We start from the raw sequence: 24105 nt of genomic DNA, 5'->3' as shown, positions 1-24105 counted from the left end.
GGCGCGCCGGGCGGCCGTGGCTCCTGCCGGCACGCTCGGCGCGGTCTCTCAGCTGTCGTCTTCCTCTTCGCTGCCACCGGCGGTGAGCACGTCGACCTCGTCGAAGGTCTGGAGCAGCGTCTCGGCGTCGATCGCGTCGATGTTCTTGTTCTTGGTCTTGTTGGCCTCGTCGATGGTCTCGGTGAGAGCCTCCTTCAATTCCTTGAAGAGCTCCATCTGGTCGCCGAGCAGCTTGTCGACGGCCTCGGCCGCGGTGCGGACGCCCTCGATCAGCGTCGGCCCCGAGACGAGCGGCTCACTGACCATCTTGCCGATGCGCAGGAGCTGCTTGGTCTGGTCGAGGTTGTCCGGGGTCGTGTGCCCGTCGATCAGATCGCCGAGCGGGCGGATCGTGGATCCGTCGCCCTCCTCGCGGTGCTTCTTCGCGGCGGTGTACACCGGCTGCACCTCGTTGTCCCGGAAGTTCTCCATCTGCTTGAAGTCGAAATGCTTGACATCGGCCTTCTCACCGGCCATGGGACGCTCTCCTGCCGCTTGGTGCCAGGAATGGGGGGTGGCCCGGCGGGCGCCCGGGGACGGGCGACTGCCGGACCCATGGGTCCGTGTGCCGGGTGGCACACCGGGTCTCACCGGGGATTCCCGACTGCCCGGTGCGGTCCGGCACATGCGCCCCGGAACTCTTCGGGCGGGGCCCTGCCGGGTCGCCGGGCCGTCCGCATGGGACTGCCATGCGGCCGGCCCGGCACCTTCCGCTCACACATACCGGCCGCTGGGGCCCGTCCACTGTGCAGGACGAACGATTCTCCGGCCGGGCGACGCCGTGCGCGCACTCCCGTCGCGGGACCTGTCCTCCGGACGGACGACGGGAACACGACAGGGGCAACGCGACAGCGGGAACGAGACGAGAGGACCTAGCGGGCCCGCACGTTGCCCCAGTTGTCGGCGCTCTTGCGCTCGTCGCGGGAGTGGTTGTCGTGGATGGACTGGATCAGCTCACCGTTGTCGCCCAGCAGGCGAGCCATGTTCTTGGTGGCCTGGTCCCACTCCGCCTGAACGCCTCGGTACATCTCCTGGTCCGAGCCCTCCCAGGACATGATGAGCGGCTTCAGCTCGTCCTCGAGGTTGTTGAGGGTCGTGATGATCTGCTGGGTCTGCTCCTTCAGCTCCTCGATGGCTTGCTGAACCTTGGGGTACTGAACGTCGATGATGCCGTCGGCCATGACGTCTCCTCTCAGGTCGCCGGGCGCCAGGGCCCGGGAAGCTCACGGGTCCGGCCTCGCCGAAACAGGGGCCGGTGCCGCGGTGGGGGGTGGGTCAGCTCAGCGCTTCGAAGACGCCCTGACTGGTCTTGCTGTTGAGGACCTCGGTCAGGTCCTGGTTCTCCTTCGCCAGACGGTCCGCGGAGGTCACGTTCTCCTGCAGCGCGTCGACCATCTTGCTGATCTGGATGACGACCTTCTGCGCCTCGGCGTTCCAGCTGCGGAAGAGCTTCAGCAGGGCCTGGCCCTCGTCGCCGCCCACACCGGAACGCGCGGCGATCTGGCCGACGTTGTCCTGGACCCTCTCAACCTGGGACCGGGCCGACTCCAGGGAGGAGACGCCCCCCAAGCCTTTGGCATAGTCCGCTTTCCTTGCGGCGCTGTCAGCCATGTCACGTTCCCTTCGTTCAGGCGAGTCTCGTCGCACCCTTGCCCGCTGAGGCTAAAGAGAACCCAGCATTCCGCGCAACGCAAGAAGGCAAGATTTGAGCTTCGGTCAGGTCACGAGAATTCTTGCGCGGCACGGGAGTTGTACGGAAGTTTCAGACAGATGAACATGTCTCGCACGGTCTGCCGGGCAGCGGAACTCGAACCATCCACGGATCCACGCGACACGGGCGGAAAACGGTCACGCGAAGGAGCCGAACGGTCACGACTGAGAACCGCAACCGGCATTGACCGCGTATCCGCGGGTTCTCCGGGTGCGGTCGACAGAATATCTGAGCTTTTCCTGAGGTTCACACCACGCTCTACGCGCGACGACCTCGCCGACTCGGCGCGTTCGGCGCCGAGTTCGGCTCGGAATTCACCCGCCCTCACCCATTTATTTTTCTTTGACGCCGTATGTGAACCTTGCTGCGATCAGGGCGCGGTGTCGGCTGTGCGAGCGGTGACCGCTGTATCTGCCTTATCCGTCTTATCCACCTTGTCCGCCTTAACCGCCTTACCCGTCTTATCCTGATCCGCGCTCTCCAGCCGCTCGCCCGGCTTGCCGGAGGTGCCGCACTCCGGAGCCGTGGCCTTGGGGTCCGCCGCGCCCGAGGCAGCGGCCGGGTCGAGGTCCGCGCCGGTCGGCAGGGCGGCGAGCAGCGGTGCCGGGACCGAGTCGATGTCCGCGGCCTGGTACCCGAGCGCCGCCAGCGAGTCCTTGGCGGAGACCCGGTACTTGACCCCGTTCTCCGCCACCAGGTAGGTGGTCCCCGCGTGTGCGGCGCCGCTCGCGTTCAGGGCCCGTACCAGGGCGCCGTGCCCGGGGCGTACCACCGTGGCGTCCGTCGGGACACAGGCGGGCATCATCGGCTGGGCGGTGCCCGCGGGCGCCGCGACCGGGGCGAGCGAGGCCACCGGGACCAGTACCGACCTGATCCGGGCGCCGCCGTCGTCGCCGTCCACCTGTGCGCACAGCGCGGTGCCGCGCGGCGCGGACTGCGGGACGGGCGGCTTGTCCGGCAGCTCCGCGGATCCGGCGGTGTCGGAGTCCTTCGCCCGGTGCTCGCGAATCGCGTCCGCGCCGAGGCTGCGCACCTCGGGCGACTGTCCCTGGTAGGCGTCCTTCTGGGTGGCCGGGTCGCCCAGCACCAGGGCGGCGCCGAGCCGGGTCAGCGGCACCAGGCCGTCCTTGCGCAGCAGGTGGTACGTGCTGCCGCCGCCGGGCACGCTGACCTCGAAGAGCTGGCCGATCCGGCTGGCCTCACCGCCGAGTTCGGGGCCCGCCTCGCCGCGTCCGGGCACCGCGGGCGGGCTCAGGGCCGGACCGGGTGCCAGCGCGTCGAGGAAGGCCGCCGAGACGGGCATCGCGTCCTGGGAGCCGTAGCCGAGGGCGGTGCGGGCGTCGGACTTGCGGTCCAGCGGCAGCCTGCTGCCCCGCCACACGAGGTACTCGGTGTCGTCCGGGCCGCTCACCAGCACCCCGTTGTCGCCGCCGATGCCACGGGAGTCCAGGGGCGCCCCGGCCACCAGGGTGGTCGCCCCCGGCTTGTCCACCCCGGAGGTCGCCACGACGCCGGAGGTGTCGGGCAGCGCCCCGCCCGGCCCGGTGACGCACAGGTGCCAGGCGTCGCTGTCGAGCCGGCCGGGCTCGGGCACGGTGTCCGGTGCGCCAGGGATGCCGACCTGGGCGCCGACAGGGACGTCCTGCAGCGAAGGGGTGCGTACGTCCGCGGTCTCCAGGTCGGGGCCGCCGATCAGCCGCGCGGAGACGTAGTTGCGCACCGGGTGCAGTACGCCGTCGGTGCCGGTCCACAGATAGCGGGCGCCGGTGTCGCGGTTGACCACCAGGTGCTCACCGTCGCGCCAGCTGTCGTTCCCGCCGGGGCGCAGCAGCCCGTAGACGGTGGTGCCCGCGCTGAGCAGGACCGTCACCAGGATCCCGAAGACCACGCCGCGGGTGGTGCGTCCCAGCGGGCTCTCCGGGGCGTCCGGGTCGGCCGTCAGCAGGCCCGAGCTGAGCCTGCCCATCATGAAAGTGTGGGCGTGTACCTGGTCGCGCTTGGACTGCACAGCCTCTCCTCAACTCGTTCTCCATGTCCCCGCGTACGGGTGTGCTCAGCCGAACAGGCCGCGCAGCCAGCCGAAGAGTCCCGCCACCCAGAGGCTGAGCGGCAGCAGCGCCACCGCGAAGAGGGTGTGGGTCAGTTCCGCCGCGCGGCCCCAGTAGGGCAGCACCCGGCGCCCCGGCACCGTCCATGAGGCGATCACGAACCCGGCGGCGGCGAAGAGCAGGACGACGAAGACGACCAGGCGTCCGTCGCCCTCGTGGTCCACCGCCCAGGCACGGGCCAGCAGCAGCAGCCCCAGGACGCCGGGTACGGCCAGGGTCAGACGCTGTCCGATGTGCACCAGGCCGCGGCAGTGCAGGAGCAGCAGCAGGCTCAGCACGAGGGAGGTCAGCACCTCGGGCAGGTTGGGGTGTTCGGTGAGGACGGCCAGGGCGCCCGCGGCGACGATGCCGGACGACGCGAAGAGCGCGGTGACCCAGCGGCCGGCCAGCAGGGTGCGTTCGGCGACGTCGCTCCCCGTGTAGGGGTCGATGCCCTCCTGGAGCTGACTGGCGGAGGACGGCAGCGAGGGCAGCCGCATCCCGGCCAGTTTGAAGGCGAACGGTGCGACCGCGCTGGCGCTGAGCACGACGAACGCCGAGACCAGTGCCACCGCGGCCGGCACGTGGAGGTCGGTGTAGCCCATCAGGGCCCCGGTGATGGCGACGGCCACCGAGACCACGGCGGTGGCGAGCAGGGCCGGCGCGCCGACCGCGGTGGCGGCGAGTGCGAGGACCGCGCCGCCCGCGCCCGCGGCGCCCGCCGCGAGGAGTCGCGCACCGATGACCTGGGTCGCGTCGGGGCCGGTCAGGTCGCCGCCGGGCAGCAGCCAGCCGGCCAGTGCCAGACAGGGCGCGACCAGCAGGCCGAGCGCGGTCGCGGAGAGCCGGTCGCCGACCGCGCGGCTGGCCGAGCCCGCGCCCGCGAGCAGCAACAGGCCGGTCAGGGCCGCGCAGGCGGCCTGCGAGGAGCCGATCGCGCCGGGCCAGAGCACCAGCGCGAGGGCGACGGCCACGGTCGCCACGGCGGTGCCCACCAGCAGGCCGCGGGCGGCTTCCGGGCTCCAGGTCTGGAGCCGGCGGCCCGCGGTGTCGGCTATCCCGTCCACCAGGTCGTCGAGCCGTGCCTCGGGCAGCGCCTCGGTGTGCGGGCGCAGGTAGAGCACGGCGCCGTCGGCGAGCCCCGCCCTGGCGAGGGTGGTCTCCTCGTCGAGGGGGGCGTCACCGAGCCGCTGGAGCACCCAGCCGGCGTGGTCGAGGCCGGCTTCCTCGGTCTCCTCGCCGACATAGCGCAGCAGTGTGGGCAGGAGATCGGCGACCGGCACGTCGGCGGGCACGGCCAGATCGACGGAGACGCTCGGCGCACGTACGGTCAGGCGGCACAGTTCGGCCACCGCGCTGTCGGTCATCAGCTGAACTCTCGTCTTCCGGAAAAGCGTTGACAGGAGACTCCCCTCGGAGAGGGGATGTGCGAAGAGTACGAAAGGCCCACGAGGCCAGGAACCGGGGGGTCGGGCGACGGAATTGGGTCCGCACGCCCGGCGACACCTCTCCCGACCTCTCCCGCATGGACAGGTCGCGTTCCGTGAATGCAGACTACTGCCTACACCCGCCGGATCGCGCTGCGGACCGGACTCCTTGTCCGGCATGGACTTGTCCATCACGGGATCCGTCACGGGAGTTGACCGTCCCCCGCTATCCGCTCGAAACATTCACCCGGCGTACATCGCGTCATGCGGTACCCCGGAGAATCAGTGCTGTGCGGTCTTTCCCGTTACAGGGTGCACCGATTTCTCGGTGTGGGCCGGAAAGCCAGTGAAACCGGAGGTTTTGTTCCTTGAGTGTCGTGCTGTTTCGCCGGCCGGCCCGCAGACGCGGACCGGAGATGCCCGAGGGGCAGTTGACCCTCCAGGAGCCGCCGGTCCTCGCCGAGACGGTGCCCGACACCTCGGCGATCTGGACCTATCTGCCGATGGCTCTGATGTCGGTGTCGATGATGCTGATGTTCCTGCGCCCCGGTGGCGGGAACGGCGTCTTCATGTATCTGGCGATGGGCGTCATGGCGCTCTCCGCCGGCGCCATGCTGCTCGGGCAGCTGATGCGCCGCTCCAGCGAGCGCAAGCAGCGCCTGAAGGGTGAGCGCCGCGACTACCTGCGCTATCTGGCGCAGATCCGCAAGCGGGTCAGGACCACCATCACCGAGCAGCAGCGGGCGCTGGCCTGGCGCCACCCCGAGCCCGCCTCGCTCCGCTCGGTGGCCCGCACCTCACGGCTGTGGGAACGGCGCCCGTCCGACGAGGACTTCGGCGAGGTCCGGCTGGCGGTCGGCGAGCAGCAGCTGGCGCTCAGCCTGAACCCGGTCTCCACCCGCCCGGTGGAGGACCTGGAACCGCTCTGCGCGCACGCCCTGCGCCGTTTCGTCCGCGCCTACTCGACCATCCCCGAGCAGCCCCTGGGCCTCTACCTGCGTTCCTCCGCCCGGATCCTGCTGCGCCCCGAGGGGGCCACGGGCGAGGAGCCCGCCGAGCCGGACACCGCCGCGCCCGTCGCGGGCGGCGAGGCCGCGGGCGATCCCGCCGCCGAGACCGGCACCGACGACGTACGGGCCCTGGTGCGTGCCGCGCTCGCGCAGCTCGCGGTGTTCCACGCGCCCGAGGAGCTGTGGCTCGCCCTCTGTGTCAGCGACGAGCGGCGGCCCGACTGGGAGTGGGCCAAGTGGCTGCCGCACGCGCTGCATCCGCACGAGGAGGACGGCGCGGGACAGGTCCGGCGCATCACCGCCGAACTCACCGAGCTGGACGACCTGCTCGGCGCCGAGTTCGCCGAGCGGCCCGGCTTCGACGCCGATGCCCGGCCCAGCCGCGACGAGCCGTACACCGTCATCGTCCTGGACGGCGTCAACGTCCCCGAGAGCCACCGCTGGGAGGGACACGGCTACCGCAACGCCGTGGTCATCGACGTCTCCGGCGCGCTGCGCTGGCGGCCCGGCCGCAACACGCTGCGGCTGACCGTGGGCCCCGACGAGGTGAGCCTGGTGCGCACCGACCGCAGCCGCAAGGAGCGTTCCGTGCCGCTCGGCCGCCCGGACCGGCTCGGCCCGCTCGGCGCGGAGTCGCTGGCCCGGCTGCTGACCTCGCGCCGGATCAGCCTCGGCACCGACATCGCGCAGCCGCTGGACGCCGATGTCGAACTGACCACCCTGCTCGGCATCCCCGACCTGCACCGGCACGACCCGGCCACGCTCTTCGACCGGCACTCCGGCTCCGGCCGGCTGCGGGTCCCGGTCGCGGTGGGCGTGGACGGCCGCCCGGTGGAACTGGACATCAAGGAGTCCGCGCAGGGCGGCATGGGCCCGCACGGCATGCTCATCGGCGCCACCGGCTCCGGCAAGAGCGAACTGCTGCGCACCCTCGTCCTGGGGCTCGCCCTGACCAACTCCTCCGAGACCCTCAACTTCATCCTGGTCGACTTCAAGGGCGGCGCGACCTTCCTCGGCCTGGAGGAACTCCCGCACACCTCCGCCGTGATCACCAACCTCGCGGACGAGGTCGCGCTGGTGGAGCGCATGCAGGACGCCCTGCACGGCGAACTCATGCGCCGCCAGGAGCTGCTGCGCTCCGCGGGCAACTACACCTCCGCCCTGGAGTACGAGAAGGCCCGCGCCGCCGGGACCGATCTCGCCCCGTTGCCCAGCCTGTTCGTGGTGGTCGACGAGTTCAGCGAGCTGCTCTCCGCGCACCGGGAGTTCATGGACCTGTTCGTGATGATCGGCCGCCTCGGACGTTCACTCGGTGTTCATCTACTCCTGGCCTCGCAGCGCCTGGACGAGGGGCGTATGCACCAGTTGGAGAGCCACCTCTCCTACCGGGTCGGCCTGCGGACCTTCTCCGCCATGGAGAGCCGCGGTGTGCTGGGGGTGCCGGACGCCTACGAGCTGCCCGGCCAGCCCGGCAGCGGCTATCTGAAGTCCGGTGTGGAGTCGCTGACCCGGTTCCGTGCCGCCTACTCCTCGGGCACCTACCGGCGTCGTACGGGCGCGGTGGTCCAGGCCCGGGTGGCCAGTCAGGTCGTGCCGTGGACCAGTGGCTGGGTGGTGCCGCGCACCCTGGAGGCGGCGCCCGAACCCGAGCCGGAGACCGAGTCGGACGAGGAGGAGGAGACGCTGCTCGCCGTGGCCCTCGACCGGCTGCGCGACTCGGGCCCCGCCGCCCACCAGGTGTGGCTGCCGCCGCTGGACGAGCCGTCGCCGCTGGACGCCCTGCTGCCCGGTATCACCGCCGACCCGGAGCGCGGGCTCACCGCTGCGGGCTGGCCCGGCACCGGCAAGCTGCGGGTGCCGGTCGGCCTGGTCGACAAGCCCTTCGAGCAGCGCCGTGACCCGCTGGTCGTGGACCTGTCCGGCGCCGGTGGCCACATCGCCGTCGCGGGTGGTTCGCAGAGCGGCAAGTCCACCGTCGTGCGGACCCTCATCGGCGCCCTCGCCCTCACCCACACGCCCGCCGAGATCCAGTTCTACTGCCTCGACTTCGGCGGTGGCGGCCTCTCGCAGTTCGCCGCGCTCCCGCATGTCGGCGGGGTCGCGCCGCGGCTCAACCCGGAGCGGGTGCAGCGGGCCGTCGCCGAGGTCATGACGCTGCTCGCCCGCCGCGAGCAGTTCTTCGTGGACCACACCATCGACTCCATGCAGTCCTACCGCCGTCGCCGGGCCGCCGGGGAGTTCCCCGACGAGGCGTTCGGCGACGTGTTCATGGTGGTCGACGGCTGGTCGACGGTCCGACAGGACTACGACGACCTGATCCCGAAGTTCAACGAACTGGCCGCCCGCGGCCTCAACTACGGCATCCACCTGCTCATCAGCACCACCCGCTGGGTGGAGCTGTCCGCGCAGATCCGCGACCAGGCGGGCACCCGTCTGGAGCTGCGGATGGGTGACCCGATGGACTCCGAGATCGACACCCGCAAGGCCCGTTCGGTGCCGCGCAGCGGCGGCCGGGGCATCACCGCCGACAGCAAGATGCACTTCCTCGCGGGTCTGCCCCGGCTGGACGGCAGCGGCTCCCTGGACGACCTCGGCGACGGTGTCGCGCATCTGGTCTCCGAGATCGCCCGGCACTGGCCGGGGGCGCCCGCCCCGCAGATCCGGATGCTGCCGCACCGGCTGCCGCTCTCCGAGATGCCCGCGCCCGAGTCCACCGAGGGCGGCGGTATGCGGTTGCCGCTCGGTATCGACCAGGACACCCTGGAGCCGGTCTGGCACGACTTCAGCCGCACTCCGCACCTGATCGTGGTGGGCGACACCGAGAGCGGCAAGACCAACCTGCTGCGGCGCGTCGCCAAGGGCATCACCGAGCGGTACGCCCCGAACGAGGCGAAGATCATCGTGGTGGACTACCGCCGTGCGCTGGTGGACGCCATCCCGGACGAGTACCGCATCGGGCACGTCATCTCGCTGGACAACCTCAACGACACGATCGAGGGTGCCGCTCGCGCGCTGAAGACCCGGGTGCCCGGTGCGGACATCGCGCCGGCCCGGATGCGTCAGTGCGACTGGTGGACGGGGCCGCGGCTGTTCGTCCTGGTCGACGACTACGACATGGTCACCGGCAACTCCTTCCAGAGTCCCTTCGAGCCGCTCTTCGAGAGCCTGACGCTCGGCTTCGAGATGGGGCTGCACGTGGTGGTCGCCCGCAGTGCGATGGGGGCGGGGCGGGGGCTCAGCGACGCGCTCATCCGGCGCCTCGACGAGGCGAACAACCCGGCGGTGCTGCTCTCCTGCCCGCCCACGGAGGGCCGCCTGTTCGGCAACGCGAAGCCGCTGAACCTGCCGCCGGGCCGGGCGCTGCACATCGCCCGCCGGCGGGCACGGCTGATGCAGACGGCCCTGGTGGAGGAGAGCCAGACGTAGGAGGGGGTCGCCGGGTGCGGGTGCGGGTGCGGGTGCGTGGGGGCTGGTCGCGCAGTTCCCCGCGCCCCTGAAAAGCGGGGCTGCGCCCGCCCTTTTCGAGGGGCGCGGGCGCAGCCCCGCCTTCGAGGGGCGCGAGAAACTGCGCGACCAGCCACGAACGACGGCCGGCTGTCCCGCGGCTTCAGCCACCCACGTACCCAGGGGCGCGGGGAACTGCGCGACCAGCCACAGACGACGGCCACCCGCCCCACAACCCCGACCACCCACACACCCCAGGGGCGCAGGGAACTGCGCGACCAGCCACAGACGACGGCCACCCGTCCCACAACCCCGACCACCCACACACCCCAGGGGCGCGGGGAACTGCGCGACCAGCCACAGACGACGGCCACCCATCCCACAACCCCGACCACCCACACACCCCAGGGGCGCGAGGAACTGCGCGGTCTGGTCAGTCCTCTGTGGGGGTGGGTGTCGATGGGGACGGGGTGGCCGGGCGCCAGCCTCGTGTGCGGGCCCGGGTGAAGGCGAAGCCGGCCCACAGGACGGCGAGGACGGCCGCGGAGCCGAGGAGGACGAAGACCGTGGCACGGCCGGCCGCCCGGTCGGCGGAAGCCGTGTCGCGGACCGTCACGGGATCCGCGGCACGCTCGACGGCCGCCTCGGAGCCCCCGAGGACCGTGGTGACCGCGGCGTACGGGTCCAGCTGCGGAATGTCCGCGGGGTAGGCGGTGGCCGTCAGCCGGCGGGCGACGGCGTCCGCCGAGTCGTCGGGCCGCGCGGCCCGGATCACCGCGGCGGCCCCGGCGGCGTACGCGGCAGCCGCCGCCGCACCCCCGCCGAGGTAGTGCCCCTCGCCGCGCGGCCCGCCGGAGACCACCCCGGCGCCGGGTGCGGCCAGGTCGATGCCCCCGGTGGGCAGCGCGTCGTCCGGGCGGGCGCCGGCCGGCAGCATGTCGGCGACCGACAGGACACCCGGTTCACCGGCCGGCCAGTAGGTGCGGGACGGGATCTCGTCGGTGCCGAGCTTGCGGGGCGGGTCCGGGGTGGCCGCGGCCACCACCACCGCGCCCGCGTCCCGGGCCGCGGCGACCGCGCGGGTCAGTTCCGCGTCCCGGCGCGGCAGGGCCACGCCGACCGCGATCACGTCGGCGCGGGCCGCGGTCGCCGCGCGCACCGCCGCCACGACCAGGTCCGCGCTCGCCCCGCCCCGGGTGTCCGTGCCGCGCAGGGCCAGGATCTTCGCGCCCGGGGCGATCCCCGCCAGGCTCGGGCTGTCCCCGCCGGTCCCGGCGATCAGCCCGGCCAGGAACGTACCGTGCCCGACGCAGTCGTCACCGGCCGTGCCCTCGGCGGTGACCCGGCCGTCGAGCCCGGCGGCGCCGGACTCGACCCCGGTGTCGATCAGCGCGACGGTCACCCCCGCACCGGTGCCGTGCTGGTGCACCCGGTCCAGGTCGAGGCGCTGGCGCGACCAGTCCTGCTTCTTCGCCTTCTCACGGGAGGCCGGCGTGCAGGTCACCTCGGCGGCCTCCGGGTCGAACGCGGAGGGCATACCGGGCAGTTCCTGCCCCTTCTTCCCGTCGGCCGCGGGCAGCCCCGAGAGGGGCACCGCGTGGGCCGGCACGGCCACCGGCAGCAGCAGGGCGGCGGCGACCGAGGCGCCGGACAGCAGGCGGGTGACCCCGCGGGTGGAGGAACTCACCGGGAGGCCGCCTTCGGTGCCGCGGTCGTGACGTCCTCGGGGACGAGGATGCGCAGGTCGTCCAGGGTGGGCGCAGCCAGCGAACTGAGCCGTCCCGCCTGCCGGGTGACCATCGACTCGACCACCTGGCGGGCCAGCCGGGCGTTGCCGAAGGAGCGGTCCCTGGGCAGCGAGTCGAAGTACTCCTTGAGCAGCGGGCCCGTACCGGGTCCACACTCGTAGCCCATGGTCGTGGCCTGGGAGCGCACGATGGTGACCAGCTCCTCGGAGGAGTAGTCGTCGAAGGTGATCCGGCGCGGGAGCCGGGAGGACAGGCCCGGGTTGGAGCCGAGGAAGCGCTCCATCTCGTCGGTGTAGCCGGCGACGATCACGACCACCTCGTCGCGGTGGTCCTCCATCAGCTTCAACAGGGTGTCCACTGCTTCCTGGCCGAAGTCGGCGCCTTGGCCGCGCGGGGTGAGGGTGTACGCCTCGTCGATGAACAGCACGCCGCCACGGGCCCGTTCGAAGACCTCTCGGGTGAGCTGGGCGGTGTGGCCGATGTAGCGGCCGACCAGGTCGGCGCGGGCCGCCTCGATCAGCTGGCCCCGCTCCAGGATGCCGAGCTGGGTGAGGATCTCCCCGTAGAGCCGGGCGACGGTGGTCTTGCCCGTACCGGGCGGGCCGGTGAAGACCAGGTGATGGCTGAGCGAGGGCACCGGCAGCCCGGCGGCGGCACGGTGGCGGGCGGTGGTGATGAGGTTGACCAGGTCCGCGACGTCGCGCTTCACGCCGGCCAGACCGATCATGTCGCCGAGGCGGGTCAGCGGGTCGTCCTCCGGGACGGCGTTCTCCGCGGTCTGCGCGGCCGCGGTGGCGGACACGTCCTCCGGCAGCAGCAGTCGCAGGTCGGCCTCGCTGACCTGCGGCTGGGAGGAGAGCCGGACCGCCTGTCTGTCCACCATCTCCTCGAACACCCCGCGCGCGGCACGGCCGTTGCCGAACCCGGCGTCCCGGGGCATCGCCCCGAAGTGCGCGGCGAGGGCATCCGCGGTGCCCTCACCCAGCTCGTACTGGTGCTGGCCGCACATGTTCTCCATGATCGCGACCAGTTCGGACACCGAGTAGTTCTCGAACTCGACGGTCCGCGAGAAACGGGAGGCCAGACCCGGGTTGGAGCCGAGGAAGGAGTCCATCTCGCGGGAGTAGCCGGCCGCGACCACCACCACGTCGTCGCGGTGGTCCTCCATCAGCTTCAGGATGGTGTCCACGGCCTCGCGGCCGAAGTCGGCGCCGCCGTTGCCGCTGTCCGAGGTCAGGGTGTACGCCTCGTCGATGAACAGCACACCGCCGAGCGCCCGCTGGAAGGTCTCGCTGGTCTTGATCGCGGTACCGCCGACGACCTGCGCGACCAGGTCGGCGCGGGAGACCTCGACCAGGTGCCCGCTGCGCAGCGAGCCCAGCTCGGCCAGGATCGCCCCGTAGAGGCGGGCGACGGTGGTCTTACCGGTACCGGGCGGCCCGGCGAAGATCAGATGCCGGCTCATCGGCGGGGCCGTCATGCCGAGCTGTTCACGGCGCTGGGCGAGCTGGGTCAGATTGACCAGCGTACCCACCTGCTGCTTGACGTTCTCCAGGCCTATCAGCGCGTTGAGGGCGCCGAGCGGGCCGTCCGCGCGGTCCGTCGGGGGCGCGTCCGCGGCGCCCGATCCTGCCGGGTCGGTGTTCTCGGCGCTGCCGGAACCCCACGCGTCCCGCTTGCCGTTGCCGGTGCTGTTCAGGCCCTCCACGGCGAGCCGCTCGCCTGGCGCGGTCTGCACCAGGCCGCCGCCCTCGTTCTCCCGGGCGAGGCAGTTCACGATCGAGACCGGCGCGGTGGACTCCACCCGGAAGCCGTCCTGGGCGCCGCTGGAGACCTCGCAGCCGCTGAGCGAGGCGATCGCGCCCTCGTTGAGCAGGAATCCGTGGCCCTTGGCCGCGTGCACCGTGGTGCGGTTGGCGGTCAGCTCACCGCCCGAGGCGACGACCACGCCCTCCTCGCCCGACATCTCGACGCGGAAGTCGCGGACCGTGACGTTGCCGCCGTCCTCCACGACCAGACCGCTGGTGACGGTGTCGGAGACCCCGCCGCCGGCCAGGTAGAGGGTGCTGCCGGAGGCCACCCGCACCCCCGCGCCCGTCGGCCTGACGACCTCGCAGTCCTCGACCCGGCCACGGGCGTTCTTCGCGGCCACGATGCCGTCGCCGGAGGGCTCCACCAGCCGGGCCCGGCGCAGCAGCGGGTTGGCGCCGCCGCGTACGGAGATCGCGGGCGAGCCGCCGATCACCTCCAGGCGGTCCAGCTCGGCCGCCGAGTCCTCCTCCAGGAGCAGCCCGGTCTTCTCGCAGTCGCGGACCGTCAGACCGGTCAGCGCCGGGGAGGCGTTCCCGGCGACCCGCAGCGCCGCGCCCTGCGCGCCGTCCACCCAGCAGTCCTCGAAGGTGCCGCGCGACCGGTCGGTGACCAGCATGCCGTGACCGCGGGTGCGGGAGACGCGGCAGCGCCGCAGCACCGGGTCGGTGCCCTGGGCCAGCACGATCCCGTTCCCGGAGGCCCCGGTGACCCGGACGTCCTCCAGGGTCGTACGGCCGCCGCTGCTCAGGTGCACGCCGGTGCTGGTGTCGTGCACCACCGTCCGGACGACCGACAGGGAGCAGTTCTGTTCCAGGGCGATGGAGGGCTTGTCGGTGGAGGAGATGTCGCAGTCCTCCACGGTGCCGCGGGACTCGCCGTTGGCGAGCAGGCCGTTGCCGCGGGCGTCGCGCACCGTGCAGCCGCGGATGCGTGCCTCGCCCTGCTCCGCGAGGACCAGGCCACTGGTGCCCAGGTGCTCGAAGGTGCAGGACTCCACGGTGGTCGGCGTGGTCGAGGTGACCACGATGCCCGCGCCCTGCGGATTGCTCACCCGGCACTCCCGCAGCGCGAGCGAGCCGGTGCCCCCGGCGAGCAGCGCGGTCCAGGCGGCGCCGACGACCTCGCAGCCGTCGAGCGCGGCCTGCCCGCGCCGTACGTCCACGGCGGGCTGCTCGGCGTCGCCGCCGCGCAGGGTCAGCTCGGAGAGCATCACGGCGTCGGCGCGCAGCGCGAGCACGCTGCCCGAGCGCGGCCGGATCTCCACGGTGCCCCGCCCTTCGGCGGCGGTGAGGGTGACCCTGGTGTTGATCACCAGATTCTCCGCGTACGTCCCTGGGCGGACGCTGATGAGCGCGCCGGTACGGGCGGCCGCGAGTGCCTCACCGATCGTCCGGTAGCGCTCCCGGTCCCCCGGACCGACCGTCAGTACCTGGCGCGACACGCACCAACCTCCTTGCTACGGCGGCGTCTTCAGCGGACGTTCCCCTCGACGAGGGAAACGTGTCGGCGAGCCGACGGTGCCATCATGCCTCGCCCTGGGGGCGGGCGGGTGTAGAGAGTGTTGCTCTCGGTCCGCGAGCGTCCTGTCAGACGCTCCACTTCTGGTTGTCGCCCCCGTTGCAGCTCCACAGCTGCAGCCAGGCGCCACTGTCCGCGTTGTTGTCCTTGATGTCGACACATTTGCCGACAACGGTGTTGACCAGGTCGTGGCTGCCGTTCAGGGCGAACTTCTGGGCGATGTTGCCACTGCACCAGGCGATCTGGATACGCGTACCGTCGTTGAAGTTCGCGTCGGCCACGTCCAGGCACTTGTCCTTGATCCGGATGGTGCCGTCGGAGGCGAACCGCCACTTCTGCGCCTCGCCGTTGTTGCAGTCCCAGACGAACAGCTGCTTGCCGTCGCTGAAGTCGCCGCCCGGTACGTCGAGGCAGCGGCCCGAGAGGTGGCTGCGCAGGGAGACCGGGGCACTGAAGGTGACACCCGAACCGCCCTTCGCGGGCTCGTCCTTGTCGCCGTCGGACTTCTTGCCGTCGCTCTGCTTCTTCGACGGGTCCTTGTCGGCGGCGGGCTTCTTCGAGGCGCCCTCGCTCTTGACCGCGGAGGCGGGGGCCTCCTGCACCGTCTGCTTGCTCTTGCCGGAGTCCTTCTCGGCGTCCTGCGAGGCACTGGCGTCGGGCTCGGTCACCGCGAAGTCGCCCGGTGTCTCCCCCGGGTTCCCGTTGAGCACGGTCTCCGCCGCCGTGGGCGCCGACCGTTCGTCGTTGTCGTGACCGCCGAGGAGCAGGAGCGGCACGGACACGAGCAGTACGCCCCCGATCGCGGCCCCGGCCAGCACCGCCTTGCCCGGCCGGCCGACCGGGCCGGTCTGCTGCGGCTTGCCGATCGCGGTCGCGGTGACGGTCCGTACCAGCGCCGGCAGGCGGCTCTTGGCCTCGGCGGCGGCCTCGGGGTGGGCGTCGGACCCGGCCTCTGCCTCCGGCCGGGCGCTGGAGGCGGCCCCGCGGTCGGGCTCGCTGTCGGCACCGGCCTTCGCCGCCGGTGGCTCGGCAGCCGTCTCGGCCTCCGCCTTCGCCTCTGCGGGCTCGGCCTCGGCCTCGGGGCGCGGCTCGGGGCGGGACTCGGGGACGGTTGCGGGTTCGACGGCGGTGGCGGCCGCGGTGGTCGCGGTCGTCTCCTCGCTGTCGGTTCCGGACTCCGCGCTCATGGATGTGGGGGGTTGCTCGGCCGGACTCTTCACGGGGTCCTCCCTGTGGTGTGGGGCCAGGGTTCAGGGGAGTTGTCGGCCCGGCCCGCGGGTGGGGCCGCGGCCGAGGCGTCGGTACGGTCCGCCGTACCGGAGAGGGAGGCAGGAGGGAGGGAGCCGGCATCGGGACCGGGTCCGGGCGCGGGAAGGCTGTCCGCCGGGGTGAGCAACGGGGCCGCGGCCCCGGCGTTGACCATCAGCAAGGTGCCCGAACCACTCAGTGACCGGGCCAGCTCCCGAGCCGGAAGGGTGTCATGGACAAGTGCCGGGGACATGAACTCGTGTTCCGTGGAGGTGAACACCAGCACCACCGGCGCCCCGTCCTGCCCGGCGGCCGTGAGCGGCCCGCCGTCCGGTCCGCGCACCACCGTGACGTCCGCCTCGGCGAGCGCCGCGAGCGCCTCGTCCACCGAGCCGTAGCCGGTGGCGGCCCGCTGTGCCGCCGCGTCCACGGGGTCGGTGGGCTCGGGCCAGCCGAGCACACGGGCCGAGGGACGGTACGCCGGGTTGGCGCGGTAGTCGCCCACGCCTCCGTCGTCGTCCGACTGCCATTCGCCCAGCACGGCCCACTCCGGCGGGGTCCGCTCCTCGGTCCACTCCGGGTCCACCATCCCGATCCAGTGCCCGGGGGCCTGGCGGGCGGCGGCCCGCACGGACTCGGGTATCTCGGGGACGACGGCAACGGTGTGGGGCGCCACCGACGAGGCGTCGTGCCCGCCCTCTTGCCGTTCTCCGGGCCGCATCTCCACCTGAACTCTTGGGTCCGTACGAATTCCTCGGTGCCGAACTGCATGCGCACACGCCGACACTGATCAGGTCGGGGAGTCAACAGGATGCCACACGAGCCCCTCGCACGGCGGGCGGGGGAAGCCCCGTATCGGGCCCCCACGTGCCCGTTCACGGCCCGGATCGGGAACTTTCCGGGAGCAGTGAGGCGTGAAGGGACAAAGCGATGAGGCAGTTGGGGTCCGAGTTGCTGCTGTCGTCCCCGTGACGGGCTAGGTTGGGCACGCCATCGGACTCGTCGACGTACACATGTCTTCCGCCGGACGTCCAAGCCAGGGCCGTACGGATCAGGGCCTCGCAGCCCGGAAGGCATCCGATCGGTCCGCGGCCGCCACCGCGGCGGGTCACGCGGGACTCGACGACCGGGACCGAGCCGAACTGGTCCGTCTCGACGCGGCACTTGACCGGTGCCCGCCGAGCTTGTCCGGTTCATCGGCGTCTGTTCGACCCCGGCCGCTGCGCGGGCCCGACCAACCCCCCCGTCAGCTCCGCCATCGAGGAGGAGTACCGCATGTCCCCCCAGCACCACACCCCCGGCGCGAACGCGGAGGCGGCCGCCGCCCGCGCGGAGGGGGCCGGGTCCCCGCCCACGCCCCCCGCGCCCGCACCGGCCCCCTCACCGGCACCGGACGCGCAGGCACCGAGCCCGGCCGCGTCACCCAAGGCCGCCGAGACCGCCGAGGCGAAGGCCGCCGCTCCGTCGGAGGAGCCCACCGCACCGCCCGCGCCCGCCCCCTCGCCGGCACCCGCCGCCACGGCCGCCCAGGCACCGGAGGAGGGCGTCGCCATCGCGGCGGCCGTCGGAACGGCGGCGGCACCGGGCGTCAAGACCGACACCGGCGTCGACCGCACCCGCCCCCGCAAGCCGGTCCTGGCCGGGGCCGCGATAGCCGGCGCCGTCCTGATCGCCATCCCGCTGCTGCTGGCAGGCAGCGCGCAGAAGGACCGCCACGACGGTGCCAAGGGACTGGCCGCGGAGGGCACCGACACGGTCCTCAACCCGGCCACCTCGCCCGCCACCGTCGAGGACTACGTGGCCGGCGAGCCCAGCGCCTCCCCGAGCAAGGAGAAGAAGGCCGAGGCCCCGAAGGTCGCCGCCGTTCCCGCGGCCCCCGCCCCGGAGCCGACGCCCTCCAAGAGCAGCGAGGCCACGAAGAAGCCGAAGTCCTCGCCCAAGCCCAAGGCGGCCGCGAAGCCGAACTGGGGCACCAAAACCGTCTACGCGACCAGCGTTCTGCAGGTCAACCAGGCCTGGAGCACCAACCGCATCCGCATGGTCATGCAGGGCGACGGGAACCTCGTCGTGTACAACGAGAAGAACAAGCCCATCTGGGCGTCCATGACCTTCGGCTCCAACCACCGGGCGATCTTCCAGGAGGACGGCAACCTCGTCGTCCACAACGGCGACGACCGCCCGATCTGGGCCTCGAAGAGCCACGGCCACGCGAACGCGCAGCTGGTCCTGCGGGCCGACGGCAAGGTGGTCATCCTGCACAACGGCGGAGTCATCTGGTCGACCTGACCGGCACGTGTCCGGCCCCGCCCAGCACGTCCCGGGACGTGCTGGGGTCAGGGGCCGGACACCCCCGCCTACGGCGGCGGTTTCGTCTCCCTGGACGCCGCCCGCAGGTCGGCGAGCAGTTCGGCCTGGTTGGCGAGCACTCCGGACAGGATCGTCCGGGCCACCCTCAGCAGCTCCGCCACGTGCGGACTGGTCAGCGAGTAGAAGACGGCGGAGCCCTCCTTGCGGGTCACCACCAGGTTGGCCCGGCGCAGCACGGCCAGTTGCTGCGACAGGTGGGCGGGTTCGATCCCGACCTCGGGCAGCATCTCCGCGACGGCGTGCTCACGCTCACTGAGCAGTTCCAGGACCCGGATCCGCGCCGGGTGGCCCAGTGTCTTGAAGAACTCGGCCTTGAGTTGGTACAGCGGCGTGCTCACCGAACCGGCCTCCTGCCCTGCTCGTCGGCGGACCGCCATGAGGGTCGTCGCGCGTGCGCCACGCATCGCGTCCGCCCGGAAATCGTCAGCATGGGGTCATCCTCGCTCCCACCCGAACCTGTACGGGCCACAGGGGCCGGGTGATCGGTCACAGGGGCAGGGTGATCCAGATGCTCTTGCCCCCGCCGTCGGCGTCCTTCCGTACGACCGCCGTGCCCGAGAGGGCGAGAGTGAGCTCGACGACGGTGGCGAGCCCGCTGTCGCCCGGACCGAGCGACGCCCCGTGCAGGACGGGCTGAAAGGGGTGCCGGTCGTGCACGCCGAACGCGAGGGTGTCGTCGCTCGCCGCGTAGATGACCGTGGTCTGCGGTGATTTCTCGGCGGCGTGCCGTACGCAGTTGGTGACCAGCTCGCTGAGGATCAGCAGGGCGGGGTCCATCGCCGGGTGGTGCCGGCTGATCCCCCACTCGACCAGGGCCTGTTCGGCGGTCTCCCGCGCCATCCGTACGGCCGACGGGGCCGTCGGCACGGTCAGCACGTGCCGGTAGGGCAGGGCCGCGAGGCCGCCCGCCATCATGCCGGTGCCCCGGTGGCTGTCTCAGCGTCTGCCTCGGCGGCTGTTTCGGCGCCGACGGCCCTCTCGCCCTCGACCGGGCGGGGTGGAGCGGACTCTGTGGTGGTCACGCGGACTCCTCTCCTGTGGTGCGGGCGGTTCCGGCGGGTACGTCTGCGGACGCGGTGGGACCCACAGGGCCCGCGGGCCCTGTGGGTCCCGCGGGGAGGATGCCGGCGTGTTCCAGGTGGGTGCGGGCCCCCGCGATCGCCTCGGGTGTGGTGGCGTACTCCCGGCCCTTCTGCCGCAGCAGGCCCAACGCCCCGACGGAGTCGAGGACTTGGCGCTGCCCGGTGCGTATCCCGGAGGCCATGACGACGATGCCACGCCGGTTCAGTTTCTCCACCGCGTCCTTGAGGACCAGCGCGCCGGTGGCGTCCATGGTCGTCACCCGGGACAGGCGCAGCACGACGACGCGGACGTCGGCGACCTCGCTCAGCTCCAGCAGGAAGCGGTGGGCGGCGGCGAAGAACAGCGGTCCGTCGATGCGGTACGCGACGATGTGCTCGGCCAGCAGCTCGTGCTCCTCGGCGGAGTGGTCGCCCCGGTCCAGGGGCACCTGGTCCATACGGACCTGCTTGGCCACCGCCCTGAGCGCGAGCACGCCCGCGACCACCAGGCCGATGATCACCGCGTACACCAGGTCGAGGGCCAGCGTGGCGACGGCGGTCAGGACGAGGATCAGCGCGTCGGAGCGGGTGGCCCGCGCCATCGCCCTGAGCGAGCCGACCTCCACCATGCGGACCGCGGTCGCGATCAGTACGCCCGCGAGCGCGGCCAGGGGGATCCTCGACACCAGCGGGGCGGCCGCGAACACGATCGCCGCCAGCACCGCGGCGTGCGCGAGCGCGGCCAGCCGGGAGCCGGCGCCGGTCCGTACGTTGACCGCGGTCCTGGCGATCGCGCCGGTGGCCGGGACACCGCCGAACAGCGGGGCGGCGATGTTGGCGAGGCCCTGGCCGAACAGTTCGCGGTCGGGGTCGTGCTTCTGCCCGACGGTCATGCCGTCGGCGACCGAGGCGGACAGCAGGGACTCCAGGGCCGCGAGCGCGGCGACGGCGACGGCGGGCGCGAGCAACGAGCCCAGCGCGCCCAGGTCCAGGAAGGCCAGGGACGGCGCGGGCAGTCCGGCCGGCAGGTCCCCGATCGGCGGGGCGGCGTCGAGGTGGAAGAGCTGTGCGACCAGGGTGGCCGCGACGACGGCGACGATGGAGAAGGGGATGGTGGGCCGCCACCGGGCGCCGACGAGCATCACGGCGGCCACCGCGAGGGCGAGGGCGAGGGCCGTCCAGTTCGGCCGCTTCGCGAACTCCCCGACCGCGTGCCAGGTCACCAGGAGGACCTTGTCGCCCTCGGGCTTGGCGACGCCCAGCGCGTTCGGCACCTGCTGCAGCCCGATGACGCAGGCGATGCCGAGGGTGAAGCCCTCGACCACGGGCGCGGGGATGTACTGCATGTACTTCCCGGCCCGCAGCACCGCGAGGGTCACCAGCAGCACACCGGCGAGCAGTCCGACGGTGAGCACACCGCCCGGCCCGTGCTGCGCGACGATCGGCACGAGGACCACGGTCATCGCGCCGGTGGGCCCGGACACCTGAAGGTTCGACCCGCCGAAGACCGCGGCGAGCGCGCCGGCGACCACCGCCGTCGCGAGACCGGCCTCCGCGCCGAGCCCCGAGGAGACCCCGAAGCCGAGCGCCAGCGGCAGGGCCACGATCGCCACCGTGAGCCCGGCGAGCAGGTCACGGCGCGGGCTGCGCCGCATCTGGGCCAGATCCGCCGGGACGGGCAGCAGGGAACGCACCGGGCTCCACACCCGGGACAGCAGAGCGCTCACTACGCGGTGACCTCGGCTTTCCGTAGTTCCGCAAGGAGTTCGTTCCGCCCGGCCAGCACCACGGTCAGGATCCGCCGTGCGGCCTGCATCAGATCCGCGACATCCCCACCGGCGAGGTCGTAGACGACCGCGGAGCCCTCCCGCCGGGAGGTCACTATTCCGGACCGGCGCAACACAGCCAGCTGCTGCGACAGGCTGGAGGGCTCCACCTCGATCGCGGCGAGCAGCTCCCGCACCGGCGTCGGCCCGTCCTGCAACAGCTCCAGGACCCGTATCCGTACGGGATGGCCCAGCATCCGGAAGAACTCGGCCTTGGCCTGATACAGCGGAACCGACACGATCCCTCGACTTCCCTCTCGCCTTCTCGACTTCTCGGCTTCCCTCGCACGCCCTGTCCACGGCTGCCGATACAGCCGCCTCACCATCTAATGAATTGCGAAATTTAGCAATTCAGCTAACCGATACCTACACTGCTGCCGTGAGCGAGAACCTTCCCCCCTGCCCCGAGTGCTCCGGCGCCTACACCTACGAGATGGCCCCACTCCTGATCTGCCCGGAATGCGGGCACGAGTGGTCCCCGGCGACCGCCACGGCCCCGGACGGCAGCGGTGGAGCCGTCGCCGTCAAGGACTCGGTCGGGAACACGCTCGCCGACGGCGACACGGTGACCGTGGTCAAGACCCTGAAGGTCAAGGGCAGCCCGACCGGGATCAAGGCGGGCACCAAGGTCCGCAACATCCGTCTCGTGGACGGCGTGGACGGCCACGACATCGACTGCAGGATCGATGGATTCGGGCCCATGCAGCTCAAGTCCGGCGTGGTCAAGAAGGCCTAGCCGGCCGGTCAGCGCCTGACGATGCCGAGTTCGGCGGCGGTGGCGACGGCCGCCGTACGGGAGTCGACACCGAGCTTGGTGTAGATGCGGGCCAGGTGGGACTTGACCGTCCCCTCGGTGAGGTGGAGCCGCTTGCCGACGCCCTGGTTGGACAGCCCTTCGGCGACCAGTGCGAGAACCTCGGTCTCCCGCCGGGTCAGCGCGCTACCGGGGGTACGCAGCCGGTTCATCAGCCGGTCCGCGACGGTGGGCGCCAGTGTGGTGCGGCCCGTCGCGGCGGTGCGTACGGCGGCGGCCAGTTCCTCGGGAGGGGCGTCCTTGAGGAGATATCCGGTGGCGCCCGCCTCGATGGCGCGAAGGGTGTCGGCGTCGGTGTCGTAGGTGGTGACGATCAGCACGCGCGGGGCCTGGGGGCGCGCGGTGATCGCGGCGGTGGCCTCGGCACCGTTCATCCCCCTGCCGAACCGGTCGAACTGGAGGTCCATCAGGACGACGTCGATGTCGCCCAGGGCGGCACGGGCGACGGCGTCCTCGCCGGTGGCGGCCTCGGCCACCACGTCGATGCCGGCCTCGGTCTCCAGCACGGCGCGCAGCCCGGCCCGTACGACGGGGTGGTCGTCGGCCAGGAGCAGGCGGACAGGGGTGTCGGTCATGGACGGGCCTCGGACTCGTTCTCGGCGGAGTGGGTCGCGGTGTGGGGCAGGGGAAGCTGGGCCGCCAGCGCGGTGCCGTGGCCGGGAGCGGACTCGACGGTGAGGGTGCCGCCCAGGGCGTCGACGCGGGCGCGCATGGCCGCCAGCCCGAATCCGCCCTCCCGCGGATCGGCCGTGAGCGGCTGCCGGGGATCGAAGCCGCGCCCCTCGTCGACGATGTCCACGGCGACGAGGTCGCCGAGGTAGCTGAGGGTGACCTCGACGGCGTCGGCCCAGGCGTGGCGGACGGTGTTCGCCAGCGCGGACTGCGTGATGCGCAGCAGCGCGACCTCGTACGCGGTCGGCAGCGGTACGGGGGAACCGGTGAGGTGGAAGCGTGCGGTGAGCCGGTCGCGGGAACTGGTGGTGGCGCACAGCCGTTCCAGGGCGCCGGCCAGGGTGGTGCCCTCCAGGGCCGGCGGGGCGAGGGCGGCGACGAAGCGGCGGGCCTCGGCGAGGTTGTCGACGGCGGCCCGGCGGGCCTGTTCGACGTGGCGTGCGGCGTTGTCCGGGCTCCCGGGCAGGGCTCGCCCGGCGGCGCTCAGCAGGAGCTGGATGCTGGACAGGCCCTGGGCGAGGGTGTCGTGGATCTCGCGGGCCAGGCGTTCGCGCTCGGCCAGTACACCGGCGGTGTGCTGGGCGGTGGCGAGATCGGCGCGTGTGGCGGTGAGCTCCTCGATCAGGCGCCGGCGCTGTTCGCTCTCGCGGTACAGGGCCTGATAGCCCCACACCACGGCCACCGCCACGGCCGCGCCGAGGGCCGGTCCGATCACCATCGCCACGCCGAAGCCGCCCTGGTGCGCGGCGAAGCCCGCGACGGCGGCCACCGCGGTGAGGGCCACGGCGGCGAGTCCGGCGCGCCGGGGCAGCAGGTGGAGCTGGAGGAAGTACAGCGGGAACGCCACCCACACCCCGTCGGCGGTCACGGCGAGCAGTACCAGCCAGACGGCGCCCACGGCGGCCAGCCACAGCGCGGCGGCACGCCGCGAGCGGCTGACGCGGGGCAGCAGGGGGCCTGCGGCGTAGACGAGGCCGCAGGCGGTGGCCGCGGCGACGACCCGTGCGGTGTCCGCCGCGGCGTCCGGGCCGCCGCCGGTCACGGCCCGTCCGACGGCCAGCGCGAGCAGACCGGCGACCAGCAGGTGCAGGCACCGGGCCAGCGCTCTGGTGGTGGGGGTCAGCACGGGGGCGATGGCGTTCACGGTCCTTGCAGCCTGATGACGTTCACAGTCCTTCCAGCCTAGGGAGAAGGCGCCGGCGTGGCCTCTGTCGAAAGGTACAACCGGCCTGCCACCTTTCGACGCACCCCGTGCTGTCCTGGGCGGGATGCCTCTCCGAGGGGTCGGCGGCGATGGTGGAGACGTACCGCTTCCCGCTAT

Annotated in this window: 18 protein-coding genes; 3 read left to right on the top strand and 15 right to left on the bottom strand. The window is 72.4% G+C overall.

Annotated features, from left to right (window positions below; genetic code table 11):
* Window positions 1-48: 48 nt before the first annotated feature.
* From ACLVWQ_RS27820 to eccD, 5 genes are all read right to left on the bottom strand, one after another.
* On the bottom strand, window positions 49-516 hold the full coding sequence (locus ACLVWQ_RS27820; protein WP_414111931.1) for a type VII secretion system-associated protein: 468 nt from the start codon (window positions 514-516) through the stop codon (window positions 49-51).
* Between the two features lie 395 nt (window positions 517-911).
* Entirely contained in the window at window positions 912-1220 is a 309-nt protein-coding gene (locus ACLVWQ_RS27815; RefSeq protein WP_414111930.1) for a WXG100 family type VII secretion target, read from the bottom strand.
* 94 nt (window positions 1221-1314) lie between these two features.
* Window positions 1315-1650 (bottom strand): hypothetical protein, encoded by a 336-nt coding sequence (locus ACLVWQ_RS27810; RefSeq protein ID WP_414111929.1) that lies wholly within the window; start codon window positions 1648-1650, stop codon window positions 1315-1317.
* A gap of 470 nt (window positions 1651-2120) precedes the next feature.
* Window positions 2121-3758 carry a type VII secretion protein EccB gene (gene eccB, locus ACLVWQ_RS27805; protein WP_414111928.1) on the bottom strand — a complete coding sequence of 546 codons (1638 nt, stop codon included), beginning with the start codon at window positions 3756-3758 and terminating at the stop codon, window positions 2121-2123.
* Between the two features lie 45 nt (window positions 3759-3803).
* Window positions 3804-5204: a type VII secretion integral membrane protein EccD gene (gene eccD / locus ACLVWQ_RS27800; protein ID WP_414111927.1), complete on the bottom strand. Its 1401-nt coding sequence runs from the start codon at window positions 5202-5204 to the stop codon at window positions 3804-3806.
* A 428-nt stretch (window positions 5205-5632) separates the two neighbouring features.
* Here eccD and eccCa point away from each other — a divergent pair, with 428 nt between their 5' ends.
* Entirely contained in the window at window positions 5633-9700 is a 4068-nt protein-coding gene (gene eccCa, locus ACLVWQ_RS27795) for a type VII secretion protein EccCa (protein ID WP_414111926.1), read from the top strand.
* A 451-nt stretch (window positions 9701-10151) separates the two neighbouring features.
* Here the strand turns inward: eccCa and ACLVWQ_RS27790 are convergent, their stop codons facing one another.
* The 4 genes from ACLVWQ_RS27790 to ACLVWQ_RS27775 all read right to left on the bottom strand — a co-directional run bounded on the left by ACLVWQ_RS27790 (window position 10152) and on the right by ACLVWQ_RS27775 (window position 16765).
* Window positions 10152-11405, bottom strand: coding sequence for a S8 family serine peptidase (locus ACLVWQ_RS27790; RefSeq protein ID WP_414111925.1), 1254 nt, complete (start codon window positions 11403-11405; stop codon window positions 10152-10154).
* On the bottom strand, window positions 11402-14719 hold the full coding sequence (locus ACLVWQ_RS27785; protein ID WP_414111924.1) for a right-handed parallel beta-helix repeat-containing protein: 3318 nt from the start codon (window positions 14717-14719) through the stop codon (window positions 11402-11404). The genes ACLVWQ_RS27790 and ACLVWQ_RS27785 overlap by 4 nt, the downstream gene beginning before the upstream one ends.
* 145 nt (window positions 14720-14864) lie before the next feature.
* Entirely contained in the window at window positions 14865-15983 is a 1119-nt protein-coding gene (locus ACLVWQ_RS27780; protein WP_414111923.1) for a ricin-type beta-trefoil lectin domain protein, read from the bottom strand.
* A gap of 29 nt (window positions 15984-16012) precedes the next feature.
* Window positions 16013-16765 carry a type VII secretion system-associated protein gene (locus tag ACLVWQ_RS27775; RefSeq protein WP_414111922.1) on the bottom strand — a complete coding sequence of 251 codons (753 nt, stop codon included), beginning with the start codon at window positions 16763-16765 and terminating at the stop codon, window positions 16013-16015.
* A gap of 554 nt (window positions 16766-17319) precedes the next feature.
* Between ACLVWQ_RS27775 and ACLVWQ_RS27770 the strand changes: the two genes are divergently transcribed.
* Window positions 17320-18330 (top strand): mannose-binding protein, encoded by a 1011-nt coding sequence (locus ACLVWQ_RS27770; RefSeq protein ID WP_414111921.1) that lies wholly within the window; start codon window positions 17320-17322, stop codon window positions 18328-18330.
* Window positions 18331-18398: 68 nt separating this feature from the next.
* On the opposite strand, the gene ACLVWQ_RS27765 is transcribed toward ACLVWQ_RS27770, so the two are convergent.
* The 4 genes from ACLVWQ_RS27765 to ACLVWQ_RS27750 form a co-directional block, all read right to left on the bottom strand.
* On the bottom strand, window positions 18399-18749 hold the full coding sequence (locus ACLVWQ_RS27765) for an ArsR/SmtB family transcription factor (protein ID WP_414111920.1): 351 nt from the start codon (window positions 18747-18749) through the stop codon (window positions 18399-18401).
* Between the two features lie 148 nt (window positions 18750-18897).
* Window positions 18898-19323: an ATP-binding protein gene (locus ACLVWQ_RS27760; RefSeq protein ID WP_414111948.1), complete on the bottom strand. Its 426-nt coding sequence runs from the start codon at window positions 19321-19323 to the stop codon at window positions 18898-18900.
* 106 nt (window positions 19324-19429) lie between these two features.
* On the bottom strand, window positions 19430-21127 hold the full coding sequence (locus ACLVWQ_RS27755) for a SulP family inorganic anion transporter (RefSeq protein ID WP_414111947.1): 1698 nt from the start codon (window positions 21125-21127) through the stop codon (window positions 19430-19432).
* A gap of 71 nt (window positions 21128-21198) precedes the next feature.
* The gene (locus ACLVWQ_RS27750; RefSeq protein WP_414111919.1) at window positions 21199-21537 is read right to left on the bottom strand and encodes an ArsR/SmtB family transcription factor; all 339 of its coding nucleotides are present in this window, start codon (window positions 21535-21537) and stop codon (window positions 21199-21201) included.
* A gap of 140 nt (window positions 21538-21677) precedes the next feature.
* On the opposite strand from ACLVWQ_RS27750, the gene ACLVWQ_RS27745 reads away from it, so the two are divergent.
* Window positions 21678-22034: a zinc ribbon domain-containing protein YjdM gene (locus ACLVWQ_RS27745; RefSeq protein WP_414111918.1), complete on the top strand. Its 357-nt coding sequence runs from the start codon at window positions 21678-21680 to the stop codon at window positions 22032-22034.
* A gap of 8 nt (window positions 22035-22042) precedes the next feature.
* Here ACLVWQ_RS27745 and ACLVWQ_RS27740 read toward each other — a convergent pair whose 3' ends face one another.
* Window positions 22043-22687 carry a response regulator gene (locus ACLVWQ_RS27740; RefSeq protein WP_414111917.1) on the bottom strand — a complete coding sequence of 215 codons (645 nt, stop codon included), beginning with the start codon at window positions 22685-22687 and terminating at the stop codon, window positions 22043-22045.
* On the bottom strand, window positions 22684-23928 hold the full coding sequence (locus tag ACLVWQ_RS27735; protein ID WP_414111916.1) for a sensor histidine kinase: 1245 nt from the start codon (window positions 23926-23928) through the stop codon (window positions 22684-22686). Before ACLVWQ_RS27735 ends, ACLVWQ_RS27740 begins: the two co-directional genes overlap by 4 nt.
* Window positions 23929-24105: the final 177 nt, after the last annotated feature.

The sequence above is a fragment of the Streptomyces sp. CWNU-52B genome, assembly GCF_047444975.1.
Lineage (GTDB): Bacteria > Actinomycetota > Actinomycetes > Streptomycetales > Streptomycetaceae > Streptomyces.
This window is presented reverse-complemented; position numbering and strand designations above follow the sequence as displayed.